The organism is Pontibacter kalidii (assembly GCF_026278245.1).
GTDB lineage: Bacteria > Bacteroidota > Bacteroidia > Cytophagales > Hymenobacteraceae > Pontibacter > Pontibacter kalidii.
The window spans coordinates 1,563,125-1,587,677 of the sequence record NZ_CP111079.1 but is presented as its reverse complement, the minus strand read 5'-3'; the positions used below and the strand labels follow the sequence as shown (position 1 = coordinate 1,587,677).

The window sequence follows — 24,553 nt, the reverse complement described above, 5'->3', positions numbered from 1 at the left end:
TATGGCTAAGAAAAAATCAAAGCTGATCCCCATCCTGGTCGGTGTACTGGTACTGCTGGTGGTATTTATTGTTGTAGCAAAAAAATCGGGCTGGATAGGCGAAGAAGAAGGCATTGAAGTGGTGTTGGCGGAGGCTAAACCTACTGATATCGTTGAAAAAGTGAGCGCATCAGGTAAGGTGCAGCCGGAAACAGAAGTAAAGATAAGCCCCGACGTTTCCGGAGAGATCATCGAACTGAATGTGGAGGAGGGTGACTCTGTTGTGAAAGGCCAGTTGTTACTCCGCATCCGCCCCGACAACTACCAGTCCATGGTGGACGCACAGCAGGCCTCGGTGAACACGCAGCGTGCTAACCTGGCGCAGGCCAGGGCCAGGCTGTCTCAGTCGCAGGCGAACTTTGCGCAGGTGGAGCAGAATTACAAGCGCAACCAGCCGCTGTTCGAGCAAAAAGTAATTTCGCAGTCGGAGTGGCAGCAGATAGAGGCCAATTACCTGGCCGCTAAGGCAGAGGTGGAGTCGGCGCGCCAGAGCGTGAGGGCCTCCGAGTACAATGTGCAGAACGCCCAGGCCTCCTTGAAGGATGCCCGCGAGAATCTGAACAAAACCACGATCTATGCCCCGGTGAGCGGAACTGTTTCCAAGCTCAACGTAGAGCAGGGCGAGCGCGTGGTGGGTACTTCGCAGATGGCCGGCACCGAGATCATGCGCATTGCCAACCTCAACAACATGGAGGTGCGTGTGAACGTGAACGAGAACGACATCATCCGCGTGGCCCTGAACGACTCTGTGGAGGTGGAAGTAGACTCCTATGCCAGCCGCGACGAGAAATTCAGAGGCGTAGTGACGGCCATTGCCAACACGGCCAAGGATGCCACCACCCTGGAAGCAGTGACCGAGTTTGAGGTACGCATCCGCCTGTTAAATGACTCCTACGACCACCTGCGTGGCACTTCGGCCCGGCCGTTTCGCCCCGGCATGACAGCCTCCGTGGACATTATCACGGAGCGGAAGTCTAATGTTTTATCTGTACCTTTGTCGGCTGTTACAACCCGTTCCGCCAACGCCGGAGGCGCTGAAAAGCCGCAGGAAGCGGAAGAAGAGGAGGATGGCCCGCAAAACCAGGAACAGAACCAACAGCAGCAGGCTCCGGCACAGGTAGATGAGGTTGTTTTTGTATACGATGAAGCCTCCAACACCGTAAAATCGACCAAGGTGAAAACCGGCATCAGCGATTTTGAAAACATTGAGATACTAGGCGGCGTTAAGCCAGGACAGAGAGTGGTGGCGGGACCGTTCAGAGCCGTTTCGAAGACACTGGAGAATGGTGCCAAGGTAGCGGTGAAGGATGAGAAATCGCTCAACAAGCAGGCCATAGCCGCAGATACAAAAGATAACTAACAGATTGGAAAAAGTAGCAGTACTGGGAGGGGGAAGCTGGGCAACAGCTCTGGTTAAAATCCTCTCAGAGAATAAATCACAGGTAAACTGGTGGATGCGCAGCGAGAGCGATGTACAGCACCTGATCAACTTCAGACACAACCCGCGCTACCTTAGCCAGGTGTCGTTTGACCTGAATTACGTTAAACCATCCACAGACATACAGGCAGCCGTTGCTTCCTCGGATTGGGTGATACTAGCAGTGCCAGCCGCATTCGTGCAGCTGGCACTTGCCGCTTTACCGGTGGATGCCTTTGCCGGGAAAGTAGTCGTCTCCGCCATCAAAGGCATGATCCCGAAGGAGAATGTGCTCATCACGGACTATGTGAAGCATACGTACGCGGTGCCGGACCAGGACCTGCTGGTGATTGCCGGCCCCTGCCACGCCGAGGAGGTGGCGTTGGAGAAGCAGTCGTACCTCACCATCGGCTCCCATAACATGGCCACAGCCGAGCGCTTTTGCGAGCTGCTGCGCAACCGCTATGTAAAGGCAAACCCCCTGGATGACCTCGACGGCATCGAATATTGCGCCGTGATGAAGAATATCATCGCCCTGGCCTGCGGCATTGCCCGTGGCCAGAACTACGGCGACAATTTTCAGGCGGTGTTGGTCTCCAACGCCATGTTTGAGATCGAGCGCTTCCTGGATGCTATCATGCCAATGCACCGGGCCCTGAACGGCTCCGCCTATCTGGGCGATTTGCTGGTGACGGCTTACTCCCAGTTCAGCCGCAACCGCACGTTCGGGAACATGATTGGCCGGGGGTATACCGTAAAATCGGCGCAGGTGGAGATGAACATGGTAGCCGAGGGTTATTACGCCGTGCAGAGCATCTATGAGGTCAACAAAATTCTCAGAGTGGACATGCCGATTACAACAGCTGTGTACCATATCCTCTATGAGCGCATATCGCCGGCAGTAGAATTTGAGATACTGAAGGATAAATTTAGGTAACAGCCGGGATTGAAAAGGGAGCACACCTGTACCAGGTGTGCTTTTTTTATACTTTGGAATGGCCCACGATACTATCGCCCAGTGCCCGGTAGACAGCCATAGCGGTAATAGCTATCGAAAAACAGATGCTGTACATGCCCGAAAGCAGCTGGAAATCAGCGAAAGGGATGTAATGCAGCTCCAGCAACTCCAGGAGGAGCACCAGGATAGCAGCTATTGAAAACCCGGCAAGGGCAAACATAAACGCGCGGTTAAACGTTTTGGAAGGCAGCCTGTCAATCAGGGTCTGGCTTTTGAGGTGCCAGTGCAGCGGCTGCACCTTGCCGCTGCGAAGCGCCCAACGCGTAGCCCTGGTAGAGAACCATCCAAGCATAAAGCCGGAGACAAAGCTAAAGACGTACAGATGCATGGCAACGCTCTGTTGCCCCCAGAGCGGAAGTTGCTCGTGCGGCAGCCACAACAGGAGCGAAAGCGCCATGCTAAGTATCACGGAAGCGAAAGCTAGTATGGCTGCGAGCATTACCAGAAACCTATAATTCAGGCTTATCTGCATGTATCAGCTTATAACGGTGCAATTCATTATACTTGATTTGACAGGTTAAGGATGTACAGGCACAAAAAGTTACAAGGATTAATAAAACGAGCACCCCCTGAAAATGAGCCGGCTAGCACCCGCGCCTTACCATCCATGAAGCAGCACCTACAGCAGATAGACGTAGTGAAGGGAGTAGCCATTGTGGCGGTGCTCCTGCTGCATTCGCTGACGCGCAAGGAACTGGAGGAGCATTATGCCATCTTTCATATCTGGCAGGCGGTGCCGCTCTTCCTGGTGGTGATGGGGTTAAACCTGGGTCTATCTACCCGAAACAAAACCCAGCACCTGCAACAGCTCTATACCCGCAGGTATTTCACGAAGAAGGCCGCCCGAATCCTCGTCCCGTTCATCATCATATTCTTACTTTCCATACTCGTGGGCCTGCTTTGGGAGTGGCTGCAAGGGGAGAGGGTGCTGGCGTTTGGCGCTTATACCTGGGTGGGTGTGCTGCCGGTAACGGGGCGCGGCAATTATTTCATCACCATGCTGCTGCAGTCTGTGCTGCTGCTGCCCCTGATCGGCTATGGCTTTAGCCGTAAACCCTTGCTTACCACCCTGGTGCTGGTGCTACTGGAGGCGGCCTTTCAGGTATGGGCGGCGCAGTTCGCCTACTTTGAGGACAACAGCTACCTCTACGACGCCGCTTTTCCGCGCTACTTCAGTGCCATTGCCTTTGGTCTTTGGCTCTCCAGGCTGGTTTGGGAGCCGTTCCGATGGCGGGATTTTATACTACTGGCAGGGCTGGGCAGCATGGCGGCTGTTAATTTATACTTGCTGCAGTATGGCGAACTGAAGCTGGAAAGTGTAATGAGGCCGGCCTGGCAGACCCAGCAACTGTTCACCTTTGGCTATGCGGCCCTGCTGGTGTGGCTGGCCATTAAACTGCTGCCTAACTTCTCTAATTTTATCCCACTGCGGTTGCTGGCGGAGTTGGGCAAGGCCTCGTACCATATTTTTCTGGTACAGGTGGTGTACTTCGGGCTTGCCGACCAGGACCTGTCGCACCTGGCCAACCTGGCGGTGCCCCTCGTGCTCGGCTACCTGTTCTACAAGTATGAGCCGCAGCTGCTGTTCGGTTCCTAGCCTTTTTAACTTAAGCTGGAGGAAGCAGACTTTCTCTATTTGTTATTTTGCATTTACATGGATTCTAAAGGAGTGATTAAAGTAATTTGTGCGATTGTGGAGCAACACGGCCGCGTACTGGTTACACAACGCAGTGAGCAAATGCGCGAGGCGCTGCTGTGGGAGTTCCCCGGCGGCAAACTGGAGCCAAGCGAAACGGAGACGGCCTGTCTGGTACGCGAAATCCGGGAGGAATTGAATCTTGCCATTGAGCCCTATCAGCGCCTGACGCCGGTGGTGCACGAGTACCCGGGTTACACGATCGAGCTGATCCCATACCTGTGCCATTACGCTGGCGGTGTCATCAAACTGCACGAGCACAGGGCCTACCACTGGGTTTCGCCCGCAGACCTGGCAATTTATACCTGGTGCCCCGCCGACCTGCCTATAGTGAAGGATTACCTGCATTTGGTTAAAAACAAGGAATAAGTATCATTCGGAAGTGCATTTTCGCGTACCTTTGCCTATGCAATTCCCAAAGACATTTACAGACCGCATGCATCGCATGCTCGGGGAGGAGGAGTTTTCAACCTTCCTGGAAGCCCTGCAGCAGGCGCCGCCTGTGAGCATCCGCATCAACAAAGCCAAAGCTGCGCCTTTGCCGGGCCTGCAGCCCGTACCGTGGTCCCAAACAGGATTTTACCTCCCCGCCCGGCCTTTCTTTACCCTCGACCCCGCTATACATGCCGGCGCTTACTATGTGCAGGAAGCCAGCTCCATGTTTGTGGAGCAAGCCCTGCGGCAGGCAATCAACCTGGAGGAACCGCTGCAGGTACTCGACCTCTGCGGCGCACCCGGCGGAAAATCCACCCTACTGGCTAGTCTTCTTTCAGAAGAAAGTTTATTGGTTTCGAATGAAGTGATCCGGAGCCGGGCCTCTATACTTGCCGAGAACGTGGCCAAGTGGGGCAGCGGCAATGTGCTGGTCACCAGCAACGACCCGCGCGACTTTGGCAGGTTATCTGACTTTTTTGATGTGGTGGTGGTAGATGCTCCTTGCAGCGGCGAGGGCATGTTCCGCAAAGATCCACAGGCCATCGGCGAGTGGTCGGAGGAGAATGTGAACCTCTGCGCCCAGCGCCAGCAGCGCATCTTAATGGATGTGTGGGAAGCGCTCAGACCGGGAGGAGTGCTGATCTACAGCACCTGCACCTGGAATGAGCAGGAGAACGAAGCGAACATAGCCTGGCTGGCAGAGCAGGAGGATGCCGAAAATATAAAACTGCAACTGCAATCGGAGTGGGGCGTGGTCCCCTCGCAGCTGAAGGGGGTGGAAGGCTATCGTTTTTACCCACACCGCGTGCAGGGCGAAGGGTTCTTTATGGCGGTGATGCGGAAAGCTGGCCGTGAGGAAACCATCAGCCATGGCAAAAACCGGAAGAAAAAGTGTAAATTGACCATTGCGGGCAAAAAAGAACAGGCGCAGGTGCAGGGTTGGCTGCAGCAGCCGGAGCAGTATACTTTCCTGCAGTATGGCGAGGTGATCTCTGCCTTACCGGAGAGTTTGTTCGAGGCGGCTGATGAAGTATACCAGAACCTGCACGTTATCTACGCCGGCACAGAGCTGGCAGAAATTAAAGGGAAGAAGCTAAAGCCATTGCAGGGGCTCGCTCTTTCGCAACACCTGCATAAAGGGGCTTTCGAGGTGGCAGACCTTCCCCTGGAGCAGGCGCTGCGCTACCTCCGCAAAGAGGACATCAGCCTTGGCACCAACGGCAACGACTGGCTGCTGCTACAATACAAAGGACTTCCCTTGGGCTGGGCCAAGGGAATTGGAAACCGACTTAACAACTACTACCCCAAGGAGTGGCGCATCCGTATGGAGCTCCCTGCTGCACTCCCGGAAGAGAGTCTCGTTATTAGCTGATCATTAGAGGTTACAGGCATAAAGAGAGGCCGGAGCTATACGTTACAGCTCCGGCCTCTCCTGTTTAAAGCAATCGAAGTATAACTTCTACTCTACAAAAAGCACCAGTCCCTTCAAATACTCACCTTCCGGGTGAAAGATCGAAATCGGGTGATCGGCAGGCTGGGAGAGGTGGTGCATGACCTTGATGTTGCGTCCAGCCTCAATGGCAGCGGCCATCACCGTGTTGTTGAACAGGTACTTGTCCACTACCTGCGAACAGGAGAAGGTGAACAGGATACCGCCCGGTTTTATCTTCTTCATGGCCTCCGCATTAAGGCGTTTATAGCCCATCAATGCGTTATGGCGCACGTTCTGACTCTTGGCAAAAGCAGGAGGGTCCAGTACGATCACATCATACTTATCTTCCTTGCCCTTCAGAAACTCAAAGGTATCCATGGCAAAGGCCTCATGCTTCTCCGGTGCCTGGCTCAGCTCCCCGTTCTTCACCGTCAGCTCGATCGCCTTTTTCGACACATCCACGGAGTGTACCTCCCGGGCACCCGCATTGAGCGCGTACACCGAAAAGCCACCGGTATAGCAGAAGGTGTTCAGCACCGACTTGTCCTGGACGTAGCGCGCCAGCAGGTCGCGGTTCTCGCGCTGGTCTATAAAGAAGCCGGTTTTCTGGCCTGTCTCCCAGTCAATGAAAAATTGGTTGCCGTTCTCGGTTACCACCACACCGCCTTCCGACTGGCCATACAGGTAGCCGTTCTGCGCCTGTACCGGACCCTTTGGCGGCAGCGATTCCGCACTCTTGTCGTACACAGCACGCAGTCTGTCTCCATAAATCTCCTGCAGGGCCTGTGCCACATGCCCGCGCACATTATACATGCCAACTGTGTGCGTCTGCACCACAGCGGTATCTTTGTAAAAGTCCACGATTAGGCCTGGCACACCATCCCCCTCGGCGTATACCAGGCGGTATACATTCGTGTCTGGGTTGTCGGTCAGGCCGAGGCGCTGACGGTACGCATAGGCTTGCTGCACCTTGCTTTTCCAGAAAGTATAATCCGGCTCGGTTTGCTCAAAAGAGAAGATGCGCACGGCAATAGAGCCCGGCGCATAGTGGCCCATGCCCAGGAACTCACGCTTACTGGAATATACTTCCACTACGTCGCCTTCGTCCGGCTCGCCGTCTGCTTTTCGGATAGCTCCCGAGAAAACCCACGGGTGCTGGCGCTTCAGCGAGTGTTCCTTGCCAGGGGCCAGGTATAATTTGGTAAGTGACATCGATGTTAATGTACTGTTGAGTTTTTATTGAGATTTGTACAGATGAAGTATAAAGGGTAGCACCAGAGGAATTGTTCCCTTCCGGCAAAACAAACGCTGGCTTTACAACACCCGTACGAGCGGTTAAAAGAGTGCGCGCTCCTGGTCAATAAAAATAATGGGGGTACAAAAACATGAGACTCTTGATTCCTTATAAAATAGTGGTCCTTAGCCCTGGTGCGTTTAAAACAGACGAATACGCGGCGGACTTTCCTAGAATCTTACGATACCCAGTTCCTCCAGCATAGCATACAGTTTCTGCACCGGCAGTCCCACCACGTTGAAGTATGACCCTTCGATACGCTCTATCCCGATCATGCCGATCCATTCCTGAATACCGTAGGCACCTGCCTTATCATAGGGTTTATAGTGGCTGATGTAGTGGTCGATCTCCGCCTCCGACAAGTGCTTAAAGTATACTTTGGTTTTGTCGTGAAACACAGTCTTCTGCTCTTTGGTAAGGATGCACACACCCGTAATCACCTCATTAAAAGTGCCCGACAGCGCCTGCAGCATCTGCTTCGCCTCCTCGTAATCAGCAGGTTTGTTCAGCACACGCTCGCCCAGGCAAACAATGGTATCCGCCGTGATCAGTGCCTCATTTGTAAGGTCGGAAGTATAGGCATCGGCCTTGTGCGAGGCCAGGTACTCCGCAATCTCTTCCCGCCTCAGGTGCCCCGGAAAATCCTCGTGTACCTCCTTCACCAGCACCTCATACTTTAGCCCGAGGCTGGAGAGCAGTTCTTTGCGGCGGGGAGAGTTAGAGGCAAGCAGCAGCGGCCGTTGTAAATTCATCTTCTTTAATGGAGCTAAATAAAAATCCACAGATAACTTTCGGGTAGAAGAAGGTTGATTTCTGCGGCATCACAGCACCGCTGCTGCACACGCGCTTCACCTGCTCCATCGAGATCTCATTCGTGATCAGAGCCACCTGCGCCTCGCCTTTGTCTACTTTTCGGATGCAGGCCGTGAAATTACGCTCGTAGCTGAGGCCTTTGTAGTCGCGCTGCTGCTGGCGGTAAATATGGAGTATCTTCTCAAAGATAAAATAATGCATCACCGTCAGGTCCAGCTGCTTCACCTCCTCCGGAAAGTTCCAGTCAATGCTTTTGTGCACCTCCGGCTTCAGCCGCAGCTTATAGGCGTTGCCGTTCAAGTATAACCCAAAGGCCCAAGGCTTGCCCACGATCACCTCGTTCAGTTCATAAGGATCTTCCTTAGGCGTTACGGTAAAATACTCCTGCAGCCGCTCCAGAAACTCCTCTTCCGGCATGGGCAGCTGCCTCAGCAGGCGGTGCGTAGGCAGGATCCGCAAATCGTCGTGCTCGGAGTTGGTCAGGTACATCAGGTGGTAGTTGTAAGGCTCAAAATCGGTATGGTCCGGGTTCTGAGCCATCATTTTCCGGCGATAGAACAGGGAGCCCTCGTAGCGGTGGTGCCCGTCGGCCAGCAGGATCTGCTGGTTGGCCAGCGTCTGCAGAAACAGTTTTATCACCTCGTGGTCGTGGATCACGGCCAGCACGTCGCGCACGCCCTGGTAATCCTCTGTTTCATAGATGGGGGTGCGGATGCTCTCGTCCATGTAGGGCTCCAGCAAGAACTCCGGATCCGCATAGAGTCCATGGGTGGGGCTGACGTTCAGCTGCGTCTCCTCCAGCAGTTCGATGCGATCGTTCACAGCACTAGGAATGGTGTTCTCGTGGCGCAGCAGCACCTTCTCGTGCCAGTCGTAGGCTTTTATGTTACAGATAAAGCCCTTGCGCACATATTCCTTGTCGCTGCCCGGCAACCGAAAGTACTGGTAGTACACATAGATCCCCGGCAGGCCGTCCTGACGGATGATGCCGTTCTCTTTCCATTTCTGCAGCAGCAGCGCCGCATCCTGTGCCGGACTGTCGCCACGGGGTACCGAGAGGTGTATGCTGTTGAGGGGAGTCTGGTACAAGGCCTCCCGCTGCTTCTCCGACACCACATCGAACAGCGGTGAGGTCAGTTGCTCTATCTTATCTTTCAGGTCGTCGTTGTAGCGCCAGGCGCGCAGGGGTAGTATCTCAGCCATTTTAATCCGTTACAAAGTATAAATCAGCCCGAAGCAAGGAAGTATAAGGATGCTTCAGAATCAGGGAGCCAGCCGCTTGATCTGCCAGTCACCGTTCTCCAGCTCATACACGATGCGGTCGTGCAGGCGGCTGGGGCGGCCCTGCCAGAACTCCACGTAATCCGGCAACAGGCGGTAACCGCCCCAATGCACGGGGCGCGGCACAAACTCAGAAGCTGCAAACTGGGCGCTTAGTTCCTTCTCCCGCTGCTCCAGCACCTCCCTGGAGGAAATAACCTGGCTCTGAGGCGAGGCCCACGCACCAAGCTGGCTGCCTTTCGGGCGGCTGTGGAAATAAGCGTCGGACTCCTCCGGGTGCACCTTCACCACCTTCCCCTCCACACGCACCTGTCGTTCCAGGGCCGGCCAGAAAAGTGTGACAGCGGCATAGGGGTTCTGCTCCAGCTCCCGGCCTTTGCGGCTGGCATAGTTGGTATAGAAGCTTAAGCCCTGCTCATCCACCCCCTTTAGCAGCACCACACGGGCAGCGGGCTTTCCGGCCGCACTCACCGTGGAGAGTACCAGCGCCGTCGGTTCCTCCACCTGCGCTTCGATGGCCTCCTGCAGCCACACCTTAAACTGATGCAGCGGGTTCGAAGCCACGGACTCTTCGGTGAGCGCGTGCTTCATATAATTGATCCGGATATCGGCAATGTTATGTGTTAGCGCCATTTTCTGGTAGTTTGGTTCAAAATTATAAAATTATCCGCTGCCGCTAAACTTATTCTTCGGCCATTGTCTCAGCAGCCTTTCTATAGAGAAGGATTGCGGCAGTAAAGTATAAAAGGTGTTTGCTCCCTTCCCGGAGAATTCGTTATACCTTGTGGCGGCATACTTCCCTCAACTCGCAGCAGCCCTACAAGGTATCAGTCAAACAAATGTCTAATTGCCAACTGTAAAGCACGAATCGCAGTATAGCATCAAAAATACAGCGCGCAGGGAGCCAAACTGTTACCATATCCGTCTATTTGCGTAAGAAACTAAAGATGGTTATTTTTATATGATTTTTTGTAATAAAGAAGGCTCCCTGTGCTATCAACGGTATCTGACTAGAAAAGTGAAGCAAGAATGATGGCAGAAAGTAAGGCTATAAATCCGCAGAACGGAAGCATACTCATATCCGAACCATACCTGGGCGACCCGAACTTCGAGCGCAGCGTGATCCTGCTATGCAGCCACGAAGAGGAGGAAGGCTCCTTTGGGTTGGTGCTCAACAGGGCGTCCAACCTGCGCCTGTCGGACGTGCTGGACGTGTTTGATGAGGATTTTGACATGGTGCTGGGCATTGGCGGGCCGGTGCAGTACAACACACTGCACTACATACACCGCCTGCCCGAACTGCCGCAGGCGGTGAAGCTGAGCGAGGAACTCTACTGGGGCGGCGACTTCGAGACGCTGCGCACCATGATCGACGCCGGCCTGGTGCACAAGGATGACATTAAGTTCTTCCTGGGCTATTCCGGCTGGACGCCCGGTCAGCTGCAGGAGGAGATCGACAAAAATGTTTGGATCGTGAACAACAATGCTGCGAATAAATTATTTACTTTGGATACAGAAACCCTCTGGCGGAGCATCCTCCGCGAGATGGGCGGAAAGTTTAAGGTGCTGAGCAACTACCCGGACGACCCACGCCTGAACTGATTCCCGATAAAGTTTACCTAATATAGTAGACATGACAACTGATAAAGAGTATATGGACACCACCGGTGCTGAGGCTAACAAACCAGAGAACCAGGCTGCAGCAGATGAGCAGAACGCAGCTTCTCCAGAGACGAAACGCGCAGAAGAAACCCAGTCTGGAGCAGGCCAGGAAGTGCCGAAGGAGGAACAGCCTGAGGTAAAGCCAGATCTTGGCTCGGCGCAGGAAAGCGAGGCTTCCGAAAGTATAACTGGGACTTTTGCCGAGGCAAACACCGATGTACAAGAGGAGGAGGCAGCTCCGGTGGCAACAGAAAGCACTGCGGAAAACAAGGCTGCTACGCCAGCTCCAGAGCACCACGAGGAGGAGGAGGAAGAGGAGGACGACCATACCGACTACAGCCAACTATCCCTGGAAGAGCTGCGACAGCAACTGGGCAATGTGCTCAAAAGCGCCGATGCGCTCCGTAAATTCCGCACCATAAACGAGATTCAGCGTCAGTATGACCTTAAGTTCCAGGCAGAGCGCAACGAGGCTTTAGCTAAGTTTAAAGAGGAGGGGGGCACCGAGGAGGATTTCGATTACCATACTTCCAGAGAGCACCAGGACCTGGAGAAACTGCTGACGGCCTACCGCGAGTCACGCTACCAGCAGCGGCAAAACCAGGAACAGCAGCGCCACCACAACCTGGAGCGCAAGAAGGAACTGCTGAGCCGCCTGCGCGAACTGGTGGAGTCGGCTGAGACGAAAAATAGTGGCGATGAACTGAAGAAACTGCAGACCGAGTGGAAGTCCACCGGTCCGGTACCGGCCGGAGAGGCGCAGGAGCTGTGGGATTCTTACCACGCCCTGCTCGACATCTTCTACAACAACCGCAGCATGTTCTTCGAAATGAAGGAGCTGGACCGCAGAAGAAACCTGGAGGCCAAGCACCAGCTGATAGAGCGTGCCGAGGCGCTGCAGCAGGAGCCAAGTATAAATAAAGCCCTGCAGGAGCTGCGTCACCTGCACGAAGAGTGGAAAAACATTGGTCCGGTGCCAAACGACCAGCGCGACCCGATCTGGGAGCAGTTCACACAGGCATCCGAGAAAATACATGATCGCCGCCGCGCCTACCACGAGGAGCGCTCTACCCGCGAGTTGCAGAACCTGACCGTGAAGCGAGCCCTTTTGGAGCGCCTGCAGGAGTTTGCCAACTTTAATACCGACCGCATCAACGAGTGGCGCGACAAGACCGACGAGATACAAAAACTGAAGGAGGAGTGGGATAAGGCCGGGCTGGTGCCGAAGGAGAACGCCGAGGAGGTAAACAAGGCCTTCTGGGGCAACTACAAGGCTTTCTTCCAGCGTAAAAACCAGTTCTTTAAGGCGCTCGATGAGCAGAAGATGCACAACCTGCAGCTCAAAACGCAGCTGTGCGAGGAGGCGGAGAGCCTGAAGGAAAGCACCGATTGGGCCAGTACCAAGGAAAAGCTCATTCAGCTCCAGAAGAAATGGAAGACGATTGGCCGCGTGCCTGACAAGCATTCAGACAAGATCTGGCAGCGTTTCCGCTCGGCTTGCAACGAGTTCTTTGACCGCAAGCAGGCGCAGGAGCAGCAGCGCTCCGCAGAACTGGAGAAACTATCCGCCGAGAAAATGGAGATATGCGATAAGGTGGCCGATAAGCTCTCTCAACCTAGCGCCACCGGCAGCGTGGATGAATTCAACAGCTTGGTACAGCAATGGCGCGAGACTGACAAAGGCAACAAACGCACCAGCCCCAAAGCAGAGGATAAGTTTATTTCCCTGATGGAGAAATACCTGGAGCGCGTGCCGGAGCTGAACCTGGAGGAGCGCACCGACCTGCTCGTGAAGCTACAGGTAGAGCGCATCAAGCACAGCCCCGATGCTGGTCAGAAACTGCACCAGCGCGAGAACACACTGCGCCGCGAGATATCCCAGCTCCAGAACGACATCCAGACACTGCGGACGAACATCGAATTCTTCGCCCGCTCCAAAAACGCCGACAAGCTGCGCGAGGAGTATGAGGGCCGCATCGCCGACGCCCAGAAGCGCATCGCTCACCTGCAGCACCAGCTGGACGCCTTCAGGGCATAATTTTTTCTCCTGACTCTCAATTTTTTAGGAGTGGTCAGGAGAAAATTTTAAAGCAGGTGTTTGCAGAATTAAATCTTAACTATACCTTTGCAACGCTTTAACACAATAAAGCACATCAAAAAAAGGTTAAGCCTCCTTAGCTCAGCTGGTAGAGCAACTGACTTGTAATCAGTAGGTCGCTGGTTCGATCCCGGCAGGGGGCTCAACTCCAAAAGCAAATGTTGGTACTGCATCTGCTTCCCTGGTAAACATCAAGTACAAGCCTCCTTAGCTCAGCTGGTAGAGCAACTGACTTGTAATCAGTAGGTCGCTGGTTCGATCCCGGCAGGGGGCTCTTAAACAGGAAAGCCTTCAGAGAAATCTGGAGGCTTTTTTGCGTTTATACTTTCCCCGCCGCTCTACATTTTGCTGGCCGCAATGGAAGCACATCCCCGTATTATACTTCCATTTCTTGCGGATTATAGTTTATTTAGCGTTCCCGTTTTAACACATACTATGACACTGATAGAGGTAAACACGCCGGAGCTCGCGCAGGAATTCTTGCTGCTGCAGGTGCGGCTGTATAAGAAAGACCCCAACTATATCCGCCCGCTGGATAAGGACGTGCACAATATCTTTGACCCGAAGAAGAATAAACTGCTGCGCGAGGGAGAGGCCATCCGCTGGATACTGCAGGACGACAAGGGCGTGTCCATCGGTCGCGTAGCTGCCTTCATCAACAAGAAAACAGCCAACGCTGGCGAGCAGCCAACCGGCGGCATGGGCTTCTTTGATTGTATAAACGACCAGGCCGCGGCCAACCTGCTGCTCGACGCCTGCCGCGACTGGCTCAAGGAGCGCGGCATGGAGGCCATGGACGGCCCTATCAACTTTGGAGAGCGTGACAAGTGGTGGGGGGTGCTGCTGGATGGCTTTTATGAGCCAACCTACTGCATGCCGTATAACTACCCATACTATCAGCAGCTGCTGGAAAACTATGGCTTCGAGCTGTTCTTTAAGCAGTATACCTACTACCGCACCGTGCACGACGAGATTCCGGAGAAGTACCAGATGAGAGCAAATCGTGTGCTGGCTGACAAGAATTACCACTTTCAGCACCTGGACAAGAAGAACCTGCCTAAGTATACCAGCGACTTCCGGGAAGTATACAACAAAGGCTGGGCCAAGCACGAAGGCGTAAAACCTATGACGGAGGCGCAGGCCGCCGCCATTATGAAACAGCTGAAGCCTATCCTGGACGAGCGCATCATTTGGTTTGCTTACTACAACGAAGAACCAGTTGGCTTCTTTATCGCCATTCCAGAGCTGAACCAGCTCTTCAAGTATAACAACGGCAAGCTGGATTGGTGGGGCAAGCTCAAGTTCCTGTTTAACCGCTGGAGGGGCGCCTGCAAGACCATGTATGGCATCGTGTTCGGCATTACGCCGGAGCACCAGGGCAAGGGCGTGGAGGCCGCTATGATCGTATCGGCCGGCAGGGTGGTCATCAACAACCCCAGCATCCCGTACCACGACCTGCAGATGAACTGGATCGGTGACTTTAACCCGAAGATGATGCGCCTGGTGGAGCAGCTCGGAAGCAGGATCTACAAGACGCACGCCACCTACCGCTATCTCTTCGACAGGACGAAAGAATTTAAGCGCGCCAGGATAATGCATTAATAGTAAAGACTAGCGGCAGCCCCTGGCATACGTAGAAGCCAAGGCCTGCCGCTAATAGTTAATGTCCTGCAGATCCAGGTCATTGATAAATTTTGTCTCAGTTACTTCGTCCCATCTCCACCCAACATAGGCAAGCATAGCGTTCAGGAACTTGCGGCGCTTGCGCAACTGCTCTATCTTCTTTGCCTCAGGTTGCAGCAGCGTAACTTTTGAATCCACCAGCTGTTTGATGTCTAGCTTAGGCTCCTCCAGAGATGCAGGATCGGGCGTGATAGTGGTGAGGGAATCTAGAAAAGTCGTTAGGGCGTGGCGCAGCGGCAGCATGCTTTGGCTGGAGGGGCGCTTATCTTCGGAAACATAGAGCAGCAGGATCGTGAGCGCCTCGTCTAGCGCAGCCAGGTTTGGCAGCAGCGCCGTCGATTTTTCGGCATTGTAAAAATAGTGTAGCAGCGGGTAGGCCAGGTGCAGCTGCCCTTGTTTGGCCACCGGCTGCGCCAACCCATCGAAATGTTCCTCCAGTTGCTTAAAATCAGTGCCGTTCCAATTGTTGAGCAGCATCTGCTGCGGGCTGTGGCCTAGAGAAGCGATACGGATGCTCAGGGTTCTGCGCTCTGTTACCGCCGAGAGAATCGGCACCATGTATGAAATGGCAATGGTAATAAGTATAAGCCCGGAGAAGGAGATAAAGGCGGAGTAAATACGCCACGGCTCGGTGCCTCCCTTCAGATCGCCGTTGCCCAGCGTGGACAAGATGTAGCCCGTAAAGTAAACCCTGTCCCAGGCATCGGCAGGCACTTCGCTAGTGCTGTCTACCACGGCATCCGCGTCAGAGAGGAACACCAGTGCGTTCCCAATCCAGAGCAGGAATACCCAACCGAAAATGGTTGCCATGATAATGAGGATACCCGCGCCGGCAAGCGCTTTGCGCGTCTTAAGCAAACTGCTCAGGCCTAAAAACACACGCCATATAAACGTGGAGGTAAACCCGCTTACGATACCGGCCCCGCGCGGAGCGAAAGTAGTATACAACAGGTCGTAGATACCGAGGCCGATGGTAAGAATTCCCAGGATAAGGCAGAGCGTTTCGTTCATAGAAAGGTGAGCTTCAAAGTTAGCCTTTGCTGCAAGGCAGCTTGTTTATACCTTTACAAGGCAGGCTTAGTTGCAGCAGCAACTGCAGGGGCCTATTCTATACTTTACTTGTAAGATGGATTCTTTAACACAAATAGTATTGGGTGCTGCCGTGGGCGAGGCCGTGGCAGGCAAAAAACTGGGCAACAAGGCTCTGCTATGGGGCGCCGTGGCAGGCACCATCCCGGATCTGGATGTCCTGCTGAACCCGTGGCTGGACACCGTACAGCAACTTACCTTCCACCGCTCCCTCACGCACTCCTTCTTGTTTGCCGTGGTCATGTCGCCCCTGCTTGGCTGGCTGCTGCACCGGCTTTACAAAAACAACCCGGCCACCTTGCGCGACTGGTCGCTGCTATTCTTTCTGGGCTTTGTAACGCACAGCCTGCTCGACAGCTGCACTACCTGGGGCACACAGCTCTTCTGGCCGTTCACAAACTACGGCGTAGCCTTTTATAACATCTTTGTGGTGGATCCGCTGTATACGCTGCCATTCCTGGTGTTTGTGGCTGCAGCTGCCTTCTACCACCGCCTCAGTTCTACGCGCCGCTACCTCAACTATGCAGGCTTAATGATCAGCACAGCATACCTGCTTTGGTCCTTCGTGGCTAAAAGCATGGCCAACGGCGTGTTCGAGCAAAGTATGACCCGGCAGGGGATTGACCATACTTCCTACATCAGCAAACCAACGCCCATGAACACCGTTTTCTGGTCGGTGACGGCAGCGGGAGAAGAAGGGTTCTACAACGGTTTTTACTCGCTGATGGACGCAGACCAGCAGGTGAAGTACGATTTTGAGCCGCAGCAGGCAGAGCTGCTGGCGCCCTACCGCGGCCACCCCAAACTCGAGCGCCTTCTTCAGATCACCAAAGGCTACTACACCGTAACGCAAGACAGAGCGGGAGCCCTGCTGATAAACGACCTGCGCTTTGGCAAGTTTGATGGCTGGCAGGAGAGTGGCGGCGGCTATGTGTTTGTGTACAAAGTATGGCAGGACGCGCAGGGGGAGCTGCAGTTCGAAGAGGTTAACAACCGACCTAAGGTAGATCAGGAGTACCTGCTGGCGTACTGGAACCGCATCACCGGCCTGAGGTAGGAGCGGCTAAAGAAGTAAAAACACCATACTTCCTGCTGGTTTTCCGTTACAGATACATCACTAAAACAATGAAAGAAATGGCACAAAACAGATGGCTGCTGACAGGCAGAAAGGCAGTGGTAACCGGGGGCTCTAAAGGCATAGGCGAGGCGACCGTGAAAGAGATGCTGGCGCTTGGCGCCGAGGTGCTGGCCGTGGCCCGCAAAAAGGAAGACCTGGACCGCCTGAAGGAGCAGCATCCGCAGGGGCTGTATACGTTGCCGGCAGACGTAAGCCAGCCCGAGGGCAGGGCGGCCGTGGCCGGGTGGGTACAGCAGAAGTGGGGCCTGCTCGACATTCTGGTTAACAACGCCGGCACCAACATCCGCAAACCAACCGCTGAGTACACCGCTGAAGAATATGAGTTTATCATGCAGACCAACCTGCGGTCGGCGTTTGAGCTGAACCGGCTGCTGTACCCGTTGCTGCAGAAATCTGAGCAGGGCAACATTGTGCATGTCACCTCCGTGGCAGGGCTGGTGCACGTGCGCACCGGCAGCATATATGGCATGACCAAAGCCGCCTTAACGCAGCTCACCCGCAACCTGGCCGTGGAATGGGCAAAAGACGGGATCCGGGTAAACGCCGTGGCTCCCTGGTACATTAGCACCCCACTGGCCCAGACGGTGCTCAGCAATCCTGAGTTCTACGATCATGTGATCAGCCGCACCCCGCTGCAAAAGGTAGGAGAGCCGGCGGATGTGGCCGGTGCCGTGGCCTTCCTGTGCCTGCCCGCTGCGGCCTACGTTACCGGCCAGACCATTGCCGTAGACGGGGGCTTCACGGTGAATGGTTTTCACCCGCTGTAGCGTTTACTTTTAAAGCCTCCCCAGGGGGTAATTATGTGGCAAAATACTGTTGAATGTCAGCAAAAATGCTTATTTTTGTATGATATGGAATTGGGCGCTCAACAATTTAATAGAGGCTCATAAACGGAACCCATGACATACAAGAAATCACTATTCATCCTCGGCACCGCGCTGCTCTCCGCCTCCCTCGTTTCCTGTAAACCAGCTTGTCCCATAGGCCCTTGCCAGGTGCGTATGGAGCACATCCACGGCGACCAGGAATACCGCGGGCAGCCCATCTGGAAAAAGCAGAACCCTAAAGTAGGCGAGAAGCTGGACAAGGTGTCGCAGGAGAAAACCCGAAAGGGCCACTCCAAAGCTAAAAATAAGGAATAAGCTATATAGGCAGTAAGGCCTTTTTTGCCTAACTTGCCTGATCTATCATACCATTTACATTATTTTAGACCTTTTAACATGCAAGAAGGCGAACGAATAATACCGATCAACATTGAAGACGAAATGCGCGGCGCGTATATCGACTACTCAATGTCTGTTATCATTTCCAGAGCCTTACCCGACGTCAGGGACGGATTAAAGCCTGTGCACCGCCGCGTGCTGTACGGCATGTCTGAGCTGGGGGTATCCTATAACAAGGCCTATAAGAAGTCTGCCCGTATTGTGGGGGAGGTGTTGGGTAAGTACCACCCGCACGGCGACTCCTCCGTGTACGACACCATGGTGCGCATGGCCCAGGACTGGTCGCTGCGCTACCCGCTCGTGGACGGCCAGGGAAACTACGGCTCCATAGACGGTGACTCGCCGGCAGCCATGCGTTACACCGAGGCACGCCTCAAGCGCATTGCCGACGAGCTGTTGGCCGATCTGGAAAAGAACACGGTAGACTTTGTACCGAACTTTGACGACTCGCTGAAAGAGCCGAGCGTCATGCCCGCTAAACTCCCGAACCTGCTGATCAACGGCACCTCGGGTATTGCCGTGGGCATGGCCACCAACATGGCGCCGCACAACCTCACGGAGGTGGTGAACGGCATCGAGGCCTATATCGATAACAACGACATCACGATTGCCGAACTGATGCAGCACATCACGGCACCGGACTTCCCGACAGGCGGCATCATCCACGGGTACGATGGTGTGAAGTCCGCTTTTGAGACCGGCCGTGGCCGTGTGCTGATCCGTGGACGCGCTGTTTTTGAAACGACACCGAGCGGCAAGGAGCAGATCATCGTAACGGACATCCCTTACATGGTCAATAAGGCATCCATGATCGAGAAAACGGCAGCGCTCATCAACGAAAAAAAGATTGAAGGCATTGCCGACCTGCGCGATGAGTCTGACCGCGACGGTCTGCGGATTGTGTATGACCTGAAACGCGATGCCATCCCGAACGTGGTGCTCAACAACCTCTACAAGTATACGGCCCTTCAGTCTTCGTTTGGCGTAAACAACGTGGCCCTGGTGAAGGGTCGCCCGATGACGCTGAACTTGAAGGACCTGATCAAGTACTTTGTGGAACACAGACACGAGGTGGTTATCCGCAGAACGCAGTATGAGCTGGAGGAGGCACGGAAACGCGCCCACATTCTGGAAGGCTTGCTGATCGCGCTGGATAACCTGGACGAAGTGATCAACCTGATCCGCTCCTCCCGTGACCCGGAGATTGCCCGCAACGGCTTGATGGAACGCTTCGCCCTATCCGAGATCCAGGCCCGTGCCATCCTGGACATGCGTCTGCAGCGCCTAACCGGCCTGGAGCGCGACAAGATCCAGCAGGAGTACCAGGAGATCATGAAGCTGATTGACTACCTGACCTCCATCCTCAATGATGAAGCGCTGCGCATGCAGATCATCAAGGACGAACTGACTGAGATCAGAGAGCGCTATGGCGACGAGCGCCGCACCGGCATCGAGGCCAGCACCGGCGACATCTCTTATGAGGACATGATCCCGGAGGAGAACATGGTAATCACGATCTCCCACGAAGGCTACATCAAGCGCACTTCGCTGAACGAGTACCGCAGCCAGAGCCGTGGCGGCGTAGGCTCCAGAGGCGTGGCTGCGTCCAGGGAGAGCGACTTTACCGAGCACCTGTTTATTGCCAACACACACCACCACATGCTGTTCTTTACAGAGTCTGGCCGTGTGTTCTGGCTGAAAGTATATGAGATTCCGGAAGGAGGGAAGACCACCAAAGGCCGTGCCATCCAGAACCTTATCCAGATCGAGAAGGAAGATAATGTGCGCGCCGTACTGAACGTGCACGACCTAAAAAACCAGGATTACGTACTCAACCACAACCTGGTGTTCATCACAGAGCAGGGTACCATCAAGAAGACGGTGCTGGAGGCTTACTCCCGCCCAAGAACCAACGGTATCAACGCTATCTCGATCAACGATGGCGATCGCCTGCTGGACGTGCAGCTGACCAACACCAGCAGCGAGATTGTCATTGCGCTGGAGTCGGGCAGGGCCATCCGCTTTAACGAGACGCAGGTAAGACCGATGGGCCGTACGGCTGCCGGTGTGCGTGCCGTCACCCTGGCCGGACCAAACGACAAGGTAGTTGGTATGGTTTGTGTAGAGAATGAGAACACCAACCTGTTGGTTGTTTCGGAAAATGGCTTCGGCAAGCGCTCGCCACTCGAGGAATACCGTATCACGAACCGTGGCGGAAAGGGTGTGAAGACGATGAACATTACCGAAAAAACAGGAAAACTCGTGGCCATCAAAGGCGTAATCGATACCGACGACCTGATGATCATCAACCGTTCGGGTATCACCATCCGTCTGCGCGTGAGCGACCTTCGTATCATCGGCCGCGCCACACAGGGGGTTCGTCTCTTAAAGCTCAATGAGGGGGATCAAATCTCATCAGTGGCAAAAGTAGAGGCCGAGAACGAAGCCGAGGTAGAAGAAGCGGTACTGGAGCAGGCTGTAGAGGAGGCGGTGATGGAACAGTCAGAGCTTACACCGGATGATTCGCTGCAGCCGGACACGATGATTGACCCGGACACGACAGAAGAGGCTTAAACGCCTAAGAACGAATTATTTACAGATATAATACGTTAAGCAAACAACAACCTCAAACCATTATTCAAGTATGAAAAAAGTACTTTTGACAGCCCTAGTAGCCGGTACCATTTCGGTTGCAAGCGCTCAGAACTCGGCTGTGAACAGTGCAGTCTTGAACCATAAAAATGGAACGCTTGACAAAGCACTGGCTGATATAGAGAAGGCCACAGAGCATAAAAAAACAAAGGATAAAGCAAAAACCTGGTTTTACCGTGGCGTTATTTATCAGGACATGATCGGCAACCCGATCTATGGTAAATTAACAGACGAGAACACCCCGTTGGTTATCCTGGAGTCTTTTGACAAGACGGTAGAGTTGGATGGCCAGAACGGAGAGTTCGCCAAGCAGGTGCCGGAGCGCAAGCAAATGCTGTACGGCCAGGTGCTGAACCAGGCGGTGGAATTCCATAACAGCCAGGACTGGGCTAACGCGATCGAAAAGTATGAACTGGCGCATAAGATCAGCCCGGAGGACACCACAGCTGTGCTTTACGCGGCCTATGCCTCCACAGCTGACAATAAGTATGACCAGGCCATCGGCTTTTATGATGAGCTCCTGAAAATGGGCCACAAGACAGAAGACGTGTACAAGGCAAAAATTCAGCTGCAGCAGGCAACTGAAGCCAGCGATGATGCTATATTGGCAACTCTGGCTGAGGGTCTGAAGGAGCACCCGAACAGCGTGTACATGATGCAGGAAGAACTGAAGTACTACCTGAAGAACGACCGCGCTGACGAGGCAATGGCCAAACTTGACAAAGCTATCGAAGCCGATCCGAAGAACGCCAGCCTTTATGCCGTAAAGGGAAACTTGCTGGAGCGCAAGAAAGACCTGGATGGTGCGCGCGAAGTGTATAAGAAAGCGATCGAGGCGGATCCGAACAACTTCGACGCATACTATAACTTAGGCGTACTGGAGTACAACAGAGGTGCCGAGATCAACAACAAGGCCGCTAAGATGGACTACGCCACGTACCAGAAAAAAGGCAAGGCCTTAGAGGCCGAGGCTAAGAAGTATTATCAGGCAGCGATGCCATACTTTGAAAAGGCACACCAGATTCAGCCGGAAGACAAAGCTACCATGCAGAACCTGATCAACGTGTACACACGTCTGGGTCGCAAAGCCGATGCGGAAAAGCTTTCCGCAAAACTGAACTAGACATTCGTTATTGACTGACATAGAAAAGGAGAGGCTGAAGTGCTTCTCCTTTTTTTGTGCCATAGGCTGGCAGTGAAAGGATGGCAGCTCCAAAGAAGGGAGTAATCATGCAGATGAAGGTACAGAAACCCCTTACTTAACATAATATAAATTATAAGACTTATAATGTACGATGATTAATCATCTATTTTAAGTGTCACTCATAATGTACTTTATGTTAAATAAGAAAGTGTAGAGCAAGGCTCGGTTAGAAACAGTTAGATTCTTCAACTTGCTTCTGGACTCTGTCCGTCGTGTGCAACGGTGTTTACGTCGTGAAGTAAAGACCTTATACTTTTGTTTGTTTATATTCAGGATAAACAAAGCACTATACATATGAAATGCCCTAACTGTAACGAAACGCTCCTTATGAGTGATAAAAATGGCGTAGAGATTGACTACTGCCCGAGCTGTCGTGGTATCTGGCTGGACCGTGGCGAACTCGAAAAGATCATCGAACGGTCTTCAGAACACTACTCCAAGCGGGAAAACTATGAATCGGATTATAAACGATACGGTTACGACTCTTACGGCCGCGACAAGAAACAGCACCCACATAAAAAGAAACAGTCCTTCCTGAGCGATCTCTTTGACTTTTAATCCCTGCCACTCCGTCAATCTTTACAGAAAGCGCCTTAGCGATGAAAACGCTAAGGCGCTTTCTGTTTATTTTACTTCGGGTTCCTCTGCTCGGGAAAGCTTACTAGTCCGGGCATTGTTGCAACCTAACAGGTTTCGCACCGTTCAAACTTAAGATTCGATTATTCTAATATAGATTCTCAGAATCGGCGAACTAAACGAGATAACTATGAAAAAATACAATCTTATCGCAGGGCTAGCTATCGTGCTGCTGCTCTTTAATTCCTGCGCTACCAACCCCGTAACGGGCAAACGAGACATTGTACTGATGTCGGAGGAACAGGAAATCGCGCTTGGGGCGCAATCCGATCCGGCCGTGCTAGCCCAATTCGGCCTTTATGAGGACAAGGCCCTGCAACAGTTTATACAGCAAAAAGGCCAGGCAATGGCGGCTGTATCGCACCGGCCGGAGCTAAAGTACGAATTTAAAATAGTAGACTCTCCCGTGATCAATGCTTTTGCCTTGCCCGGCGGCTACGTATACTTTACGCGCGGCATTATGGCCCATTTCAACAATGAGGCACAGTTCGCTGGTGTCCTTGGCCATGAAATCGGGCATATTACTGCGCGCCACTCCGTGCAGCAGCAGTCTAAGGCTACCCTGGCACAAGTTGGGCTGATTGGCGCCATGGTCATTTCCCCGGAGATCGCGCAGTTAGGTGATGTGGCCTCCCAGGGCCTGGGGCTGCTGTTCCTCAAGTTTGGCCGCGATGATGAGCGGGAGTCGGATGAACTGGGCGTGGAATACTCTACCAAAATTGGGTATGATGCTACCGAGATGGCTGACTTTTTCCTGACACTCCAGCGCCAACAGGCCGGCAGCGGATCCGCCATCCCCGACTTCCTCTCCACGCACCCGAACCCCGCCGACCGCTATACCAGGGTGCATGAGTTGGCCGCCGCCTGGAAAAAGAAAGAAAACCTGACCACCGCCAAAGTAGAGCGCAACGAATACCTGAAACGCATAGACGGCATCGTGTATGGCGAAGACCCGCGGCAGGGATTCGTGGAGAACAGCGTGTTCTACCACCCGGAGCTGAAGTTCCGGTTCCCGATCCCTTCTAACTGGGGATACTTAAACTCACCGCAGGTTTTTCAGATGGCGCAAAAAGAAGGAAAGGCCATGATGAACCTGATGCTGGTGCCCGGCGAAACCCTGGAAGCCGCTGCCCAAGCCTTAATGCAAGGCTATAACCTGCAGCCCGTAGAGTCCAAGAGCACAACGGTTAATGGCTTGCCTGCCCTTGCCATCGTAGCAGACCAACAGCCTCAGCAGCAACAACAACAGCAACAGCCCGTAATCCGAACGCTGACTTACCTTATCCGCTACGGCAACAACAACTACAGCCTGATGGGCATCACCACCGCCGACGACTTCGACAACTATTTCCAGACTTTCAGTAACACCATGCAGAATTTTGCCGAGCTGACCGAGGCCGATAAGCTTAACCGTAAGCCTGAGCGGATTCAAATTGTCACGGTGCAGCAAACAGCCACGCTATCCCAGATCCTGCAGAACCATAACATCAAGCAGGACAGGCTGGAAGAATTTGCCATACTCAACGGCATGGAGCTAACCGACCGGGTAGAGAAAGGAACGATGGTCAAAGTTATTTCGAAATAAAGTATAAATGCACCATAGCATCATCACTACAGCAGCGCCTCCCCTTAATCAGGGAGGCGCTTTTTTTGGGCGGCCCCTGCCCTGCCCCGGTGCTCTTCAAATTTAAATAGCTGATGGCCTTTTGTTTGGGAAAAAGTCGGTTAAAAAGTATAACTTTA

21 protein-coding genes and 2 tRNA genes are annotated in these 24,553 nt (G+C 53.6%); 17 read left to right on the top strand and 6 right to left on the bottom strand.

Annotation, left to right across the window (positions count from 1 at the left end; all coding sequences use genetic code 11):
* Window position 1 precedes the first annotated feature (1 nt).
* Window positions 2–1,399: an efflux RND transporter periplasmic adaptor subunit gene (locus OH144_RS06830; protein WP_266205553.1), complete on the top strand. Its 1,398-nt coding sequence runs from the start codon at window positions 2–4 to the stop codon at window positions 1,397–1,399.
* A 4-nt stretch (window positions 1,400–1,403) separates the two neighbouring features.
* On the top strand, window positions 1,404–2,393 hold the full coding sequence (locus tag OH144_RS06825) for an NAD(P)H-dependent glycerol-3-phosphate dehydrogenase (RefSeq protein ID WP_266205552.1): 990 nt from the start codon (window positions 1,404–1,406) through the stop codon (window positions 2,391–2,393).
* Window positions 2,394–2,439: 46 nt separating this feature from the next.
* Here OH144_RS06825 and OH144_RS06820 read toward each other — a convergent pair whose 3' ends face one another.
* Window positions 2,440–2,946, bottom strand: a complete 507-nt coding sequence (locus OH144_RS06820) for a hypothetical protein (protein WP_266205551.1) — start codon at window positions 2,944–2,946, stop codon at window positions 2,440–2,442.
* A gap of 135 nt (window positions 2,947–3,081) precedes the next feature.
* Between OH144_RS06820 and OH144_RS06815 the strand changes: the two genes are divergently transcribed.
* From OH144_RS06815 to OH144_RS06805, 3 genes are read left to right on the top strand one after another with little or no spacing between them, the layout of a single operon-like run.
* Window positions 3,082–4,071 (top strand): acyltransferase family protein, encoded by a 990-nt coding sequence (locus OH144_RS06815; protein WP_266205550.1) that lies wholly within the window; start codon window positions 3,082–3,084, stop codon window positions 4,069–4,071.
* A 57-nt stretch (window positions 4,072–4,128) separates the two neighbouring features.
* The gene (locus OH144_RS06810) at window positions 4,129–4,539 is read left to right on the top strand and encodes a (deoxy)nucleoside triphosphate pyrophosphohydrolase (RefSeq protein ID WP_266205549.1); all 411 of its coding nucleotides are present in this window, start codon (window positions 4,129–4,131) and stop codon (window positions 4,537–4,539) included.
* A gap of 37 nt (window positions 4,540–4,576) precedes the next feature.
* Window positions 4,577–5,977 (top strand): methyltransferase RsmF C-terminal domain-like protein, encoded by a 1,401-nt coding sequence (locus OH144_RS06805; RefSeq protein ID WP_266205548.1) that lies wholly within the window; start codon window positions 4,577–4,579, stop codon window positions 5,975–5,977.
* An 87-nt stretch (window positions 5,978–6,064) separates the two neighbouring features.
* On the opposite strand, the gene OH144_RS06800 is transcribed toward OH144_RS06805, so the two are convergent.
* The 4 genes from OH144_RS06800 to pdxH form a co-directional block, all read right to left on the bottom strand.
* Window positions 6,065–7,249, bottom strand: coding sequence for a class I SAM-dependent rRNA methyltransferase (locus tag OH144_RS06800; RefSeq protein ID WP_266205547.1), 1,185 nt, complete (start codon window positions 7,247–7,249; stop codon window positions 6,065–6,067).
* A gap of 252 nt (window positions 7,250–7,501) precedes the next feature.
* Window positions 7,502–8,083, bottom strand: coding sequence for a Maf family nucleotide pyrophosphatase (locus tag OH144_RS06795; protein WP_266205546.1), 582 nt, complete (start codon window positions 8,081–8,083; stop codon window positions 7,502–7,504).
* On the bottom strand, window positions 8,049–9,347 hold the full coding sequence (locus OH144_RS06790) for a DUF1015 domain-containing protein (RefSeq protein WP_266205545.1): 1,299 nt from the start codon (window positions 9,345–9,347) through the stop codon (window positions 8,049–8,051). Before OH144_RS06790 ends, OH144_RS06795 begins: the two co-directional genes overlap by 35 nt.
* 60 nt (window positions 9,348–9,407) lie before the next feature.
* A complete protein-coding gene (pdxH, locus tag OH144_RS06785; RefSeq protein WP_266205544.1) occupies window positions 9,408–10,058 on the bottom strand; it encodes a pyridoxamine 5'-phosphate oxidase in 651 nt (216 codons plus the stop codon).
* Window positions 10,059–10,454: 396 nt separating this feature from the next.
* On the opposite strand from pdxH, the gene OH144_RS06780 reads away from it, so the two are divergent.
* The 5 genes from OH144_RS06780 (at window position 10,455) to OH144_RS06760 (ending at window position 14,787) form a co-directional block, all read left to right on the top strand.
* Complete coding sequence (locus OH144_RS06780; protein ID WP_266205543.1) at window positions 10,455–11,027, top strand: YqgE/AlgH family protein; 573 nt, start codon at window positions 10,455–10,457, stop codon at window positions 11,025–11,027.
* A 31-nt stretch (window positions 11,028–11,058) separates the two neighbouring features.
* Window positions 11,059–13,125 (top strand): DUF349 domain-containing protein, encoded by a 2,067-nt coding sequence (locus tag OH144_RS06775; RefSeq protein WP_266205542.1) that lies wholly within the window; start codon window positions 11,059–11,061, stop codon window positions 13,123–13,125.
* A gap of 130 nt (window positions 13,126–13,255) precedes the next feature.
* Window positions 13,256–13,328: transfer RNA gene (locus OH144_RS06770), tRNA-Thr, on the top strand.
* A 58-nt stretch (window positions 13,329–13,386) separates the two neighbouring features.
* Window positions 13,387–13,459 (top strand) — tRNA-Thr (locus OH144_RS06765).
* A gap of 161 nt (window positions 13,460–13,620) precedes the next feature.
* Window positions 13,621–14,787: a hypothetical protein gene (locus tag OH144_RS06760; RefSeq protein ID WP_266205541.1), complete on the top strand. Its 1,167-nt coding sequence runs from the start codon at window positions 13,621–13,623 to the stop codon at window positions 14,785–14,787.
* A gap of 51 nt (window positions 14,788–14,838) precedes the next feature.
* On the opposite strand, the gene OH144_RS06755 is transcribed toward OH144_RS06760, so the two are convergent.
* Complete coding sequence (locus OH144_RS06755; protein WP_266205540.1) at window positions 14,839–15,879, bottom strand: ion channel; 1,041 nt, start codon at window positions 15,877–15,879, stop codon at window positions 14,839–14,841.
* A gap of 115 nt (window positions 15,880–15,994) precedes the next feature.
* Here OH144_RS06755 and OH144_RS06750 point away from each other — a divergent pair, with 115 nt between their 5' ends.
* The 7 genes from OH144_RS06750 to OH144_RS06720 all read left to right on the top strand — a co-directional run bounded on the left by OH144_RS06750 (window position 15,995) and on the right by OH144_RS06720 (window position 24,395).
* The gene (locus OH144_RS06750) at window positions 15,995–17,014 is read left to right on the top strand and encodes a metal-dependent hydrolase (protein WP_266205539.1); all 1,020 of its coding nucleotides are present in this window, start codon (window positions 15,995–15,997) and stop codon (window positions 17,012–17,014) included.
* Between the two features lie 77 nt (window positions 17,015–17,091).
* A complete protein-coding gene (locus tag OH144_RS06745; RefSeq protein WP_266205538.1) occupies window positions 17,092–17,862 on the top strand; it encodes an SDR family oxidoreductase in 771 nt (256 codons plus the stop codon).
* Between the two features lie 132 nt (window positions 17,863–17,994).
* Window positions 17,995–18,237 (top strand): hypothetical protein, encoded by a 243-nt coding sequence (locus OH144_RS06740; RefSeq protein WP_266205537.1) that lies wholly within the window; start codon window positions 17,995–17,997, stop codon window positions 18,235–18,237.
* Window positions 18,238–18,315: 78 nt separating this feature from the next.
* Window positions 18,316–20,892: a DNA gyrase subunit A gene (gene gyrA / locus OH144_RS06735; protein WP_266205536.1), complete on the top strand. Its 2,577-nt coding sequence runs from the start codon at window positions 18,316–18,318 to the stop codon at window positions 20,890–20,892.
* Between the two features lie 70 nt (window positions 20,893–20,962).
* The gene (locus OH144_RS06730) at window positions 20,963–22,093 is read left to right on the top strand and encodes a tetratricopeptide repeat protein (protein ID WP_266205535.1); all 1,131 of its coding nucleotides are present in this window, start codon (window positions 20,963–20,965) and stop codon (window positions 22,091–22,093) included.
* Between the two features lie 375 nt (window positions 22,094–22,468).
* Window positions 22,469–22,732, top strand: a complete 264-nt coding sequence (locus OH144_RS06725; protein ID WP_266205534.1) for a TFIIB-type zinc ribbon-containing protein — start codon at window positions 22,469–22,471, stop codon at window positions 22,730–22,732.
* A gap of 208 nt (window positions 22,733–22,940) precedes the next feature.
* Window positions 22,941–24,395 (top strand): M48 family metalloprotease, encoded by a 1,455-nt coding sequence (locus tag OH144_RS06720; protein WP_266205533.1) that lies wholly within the window; start codon window positions 22,941–22,943, stop codon window positions 24,393–24,395.
* Window positions 24,396–24,553 lie beyond the last annotated feature (158 nt).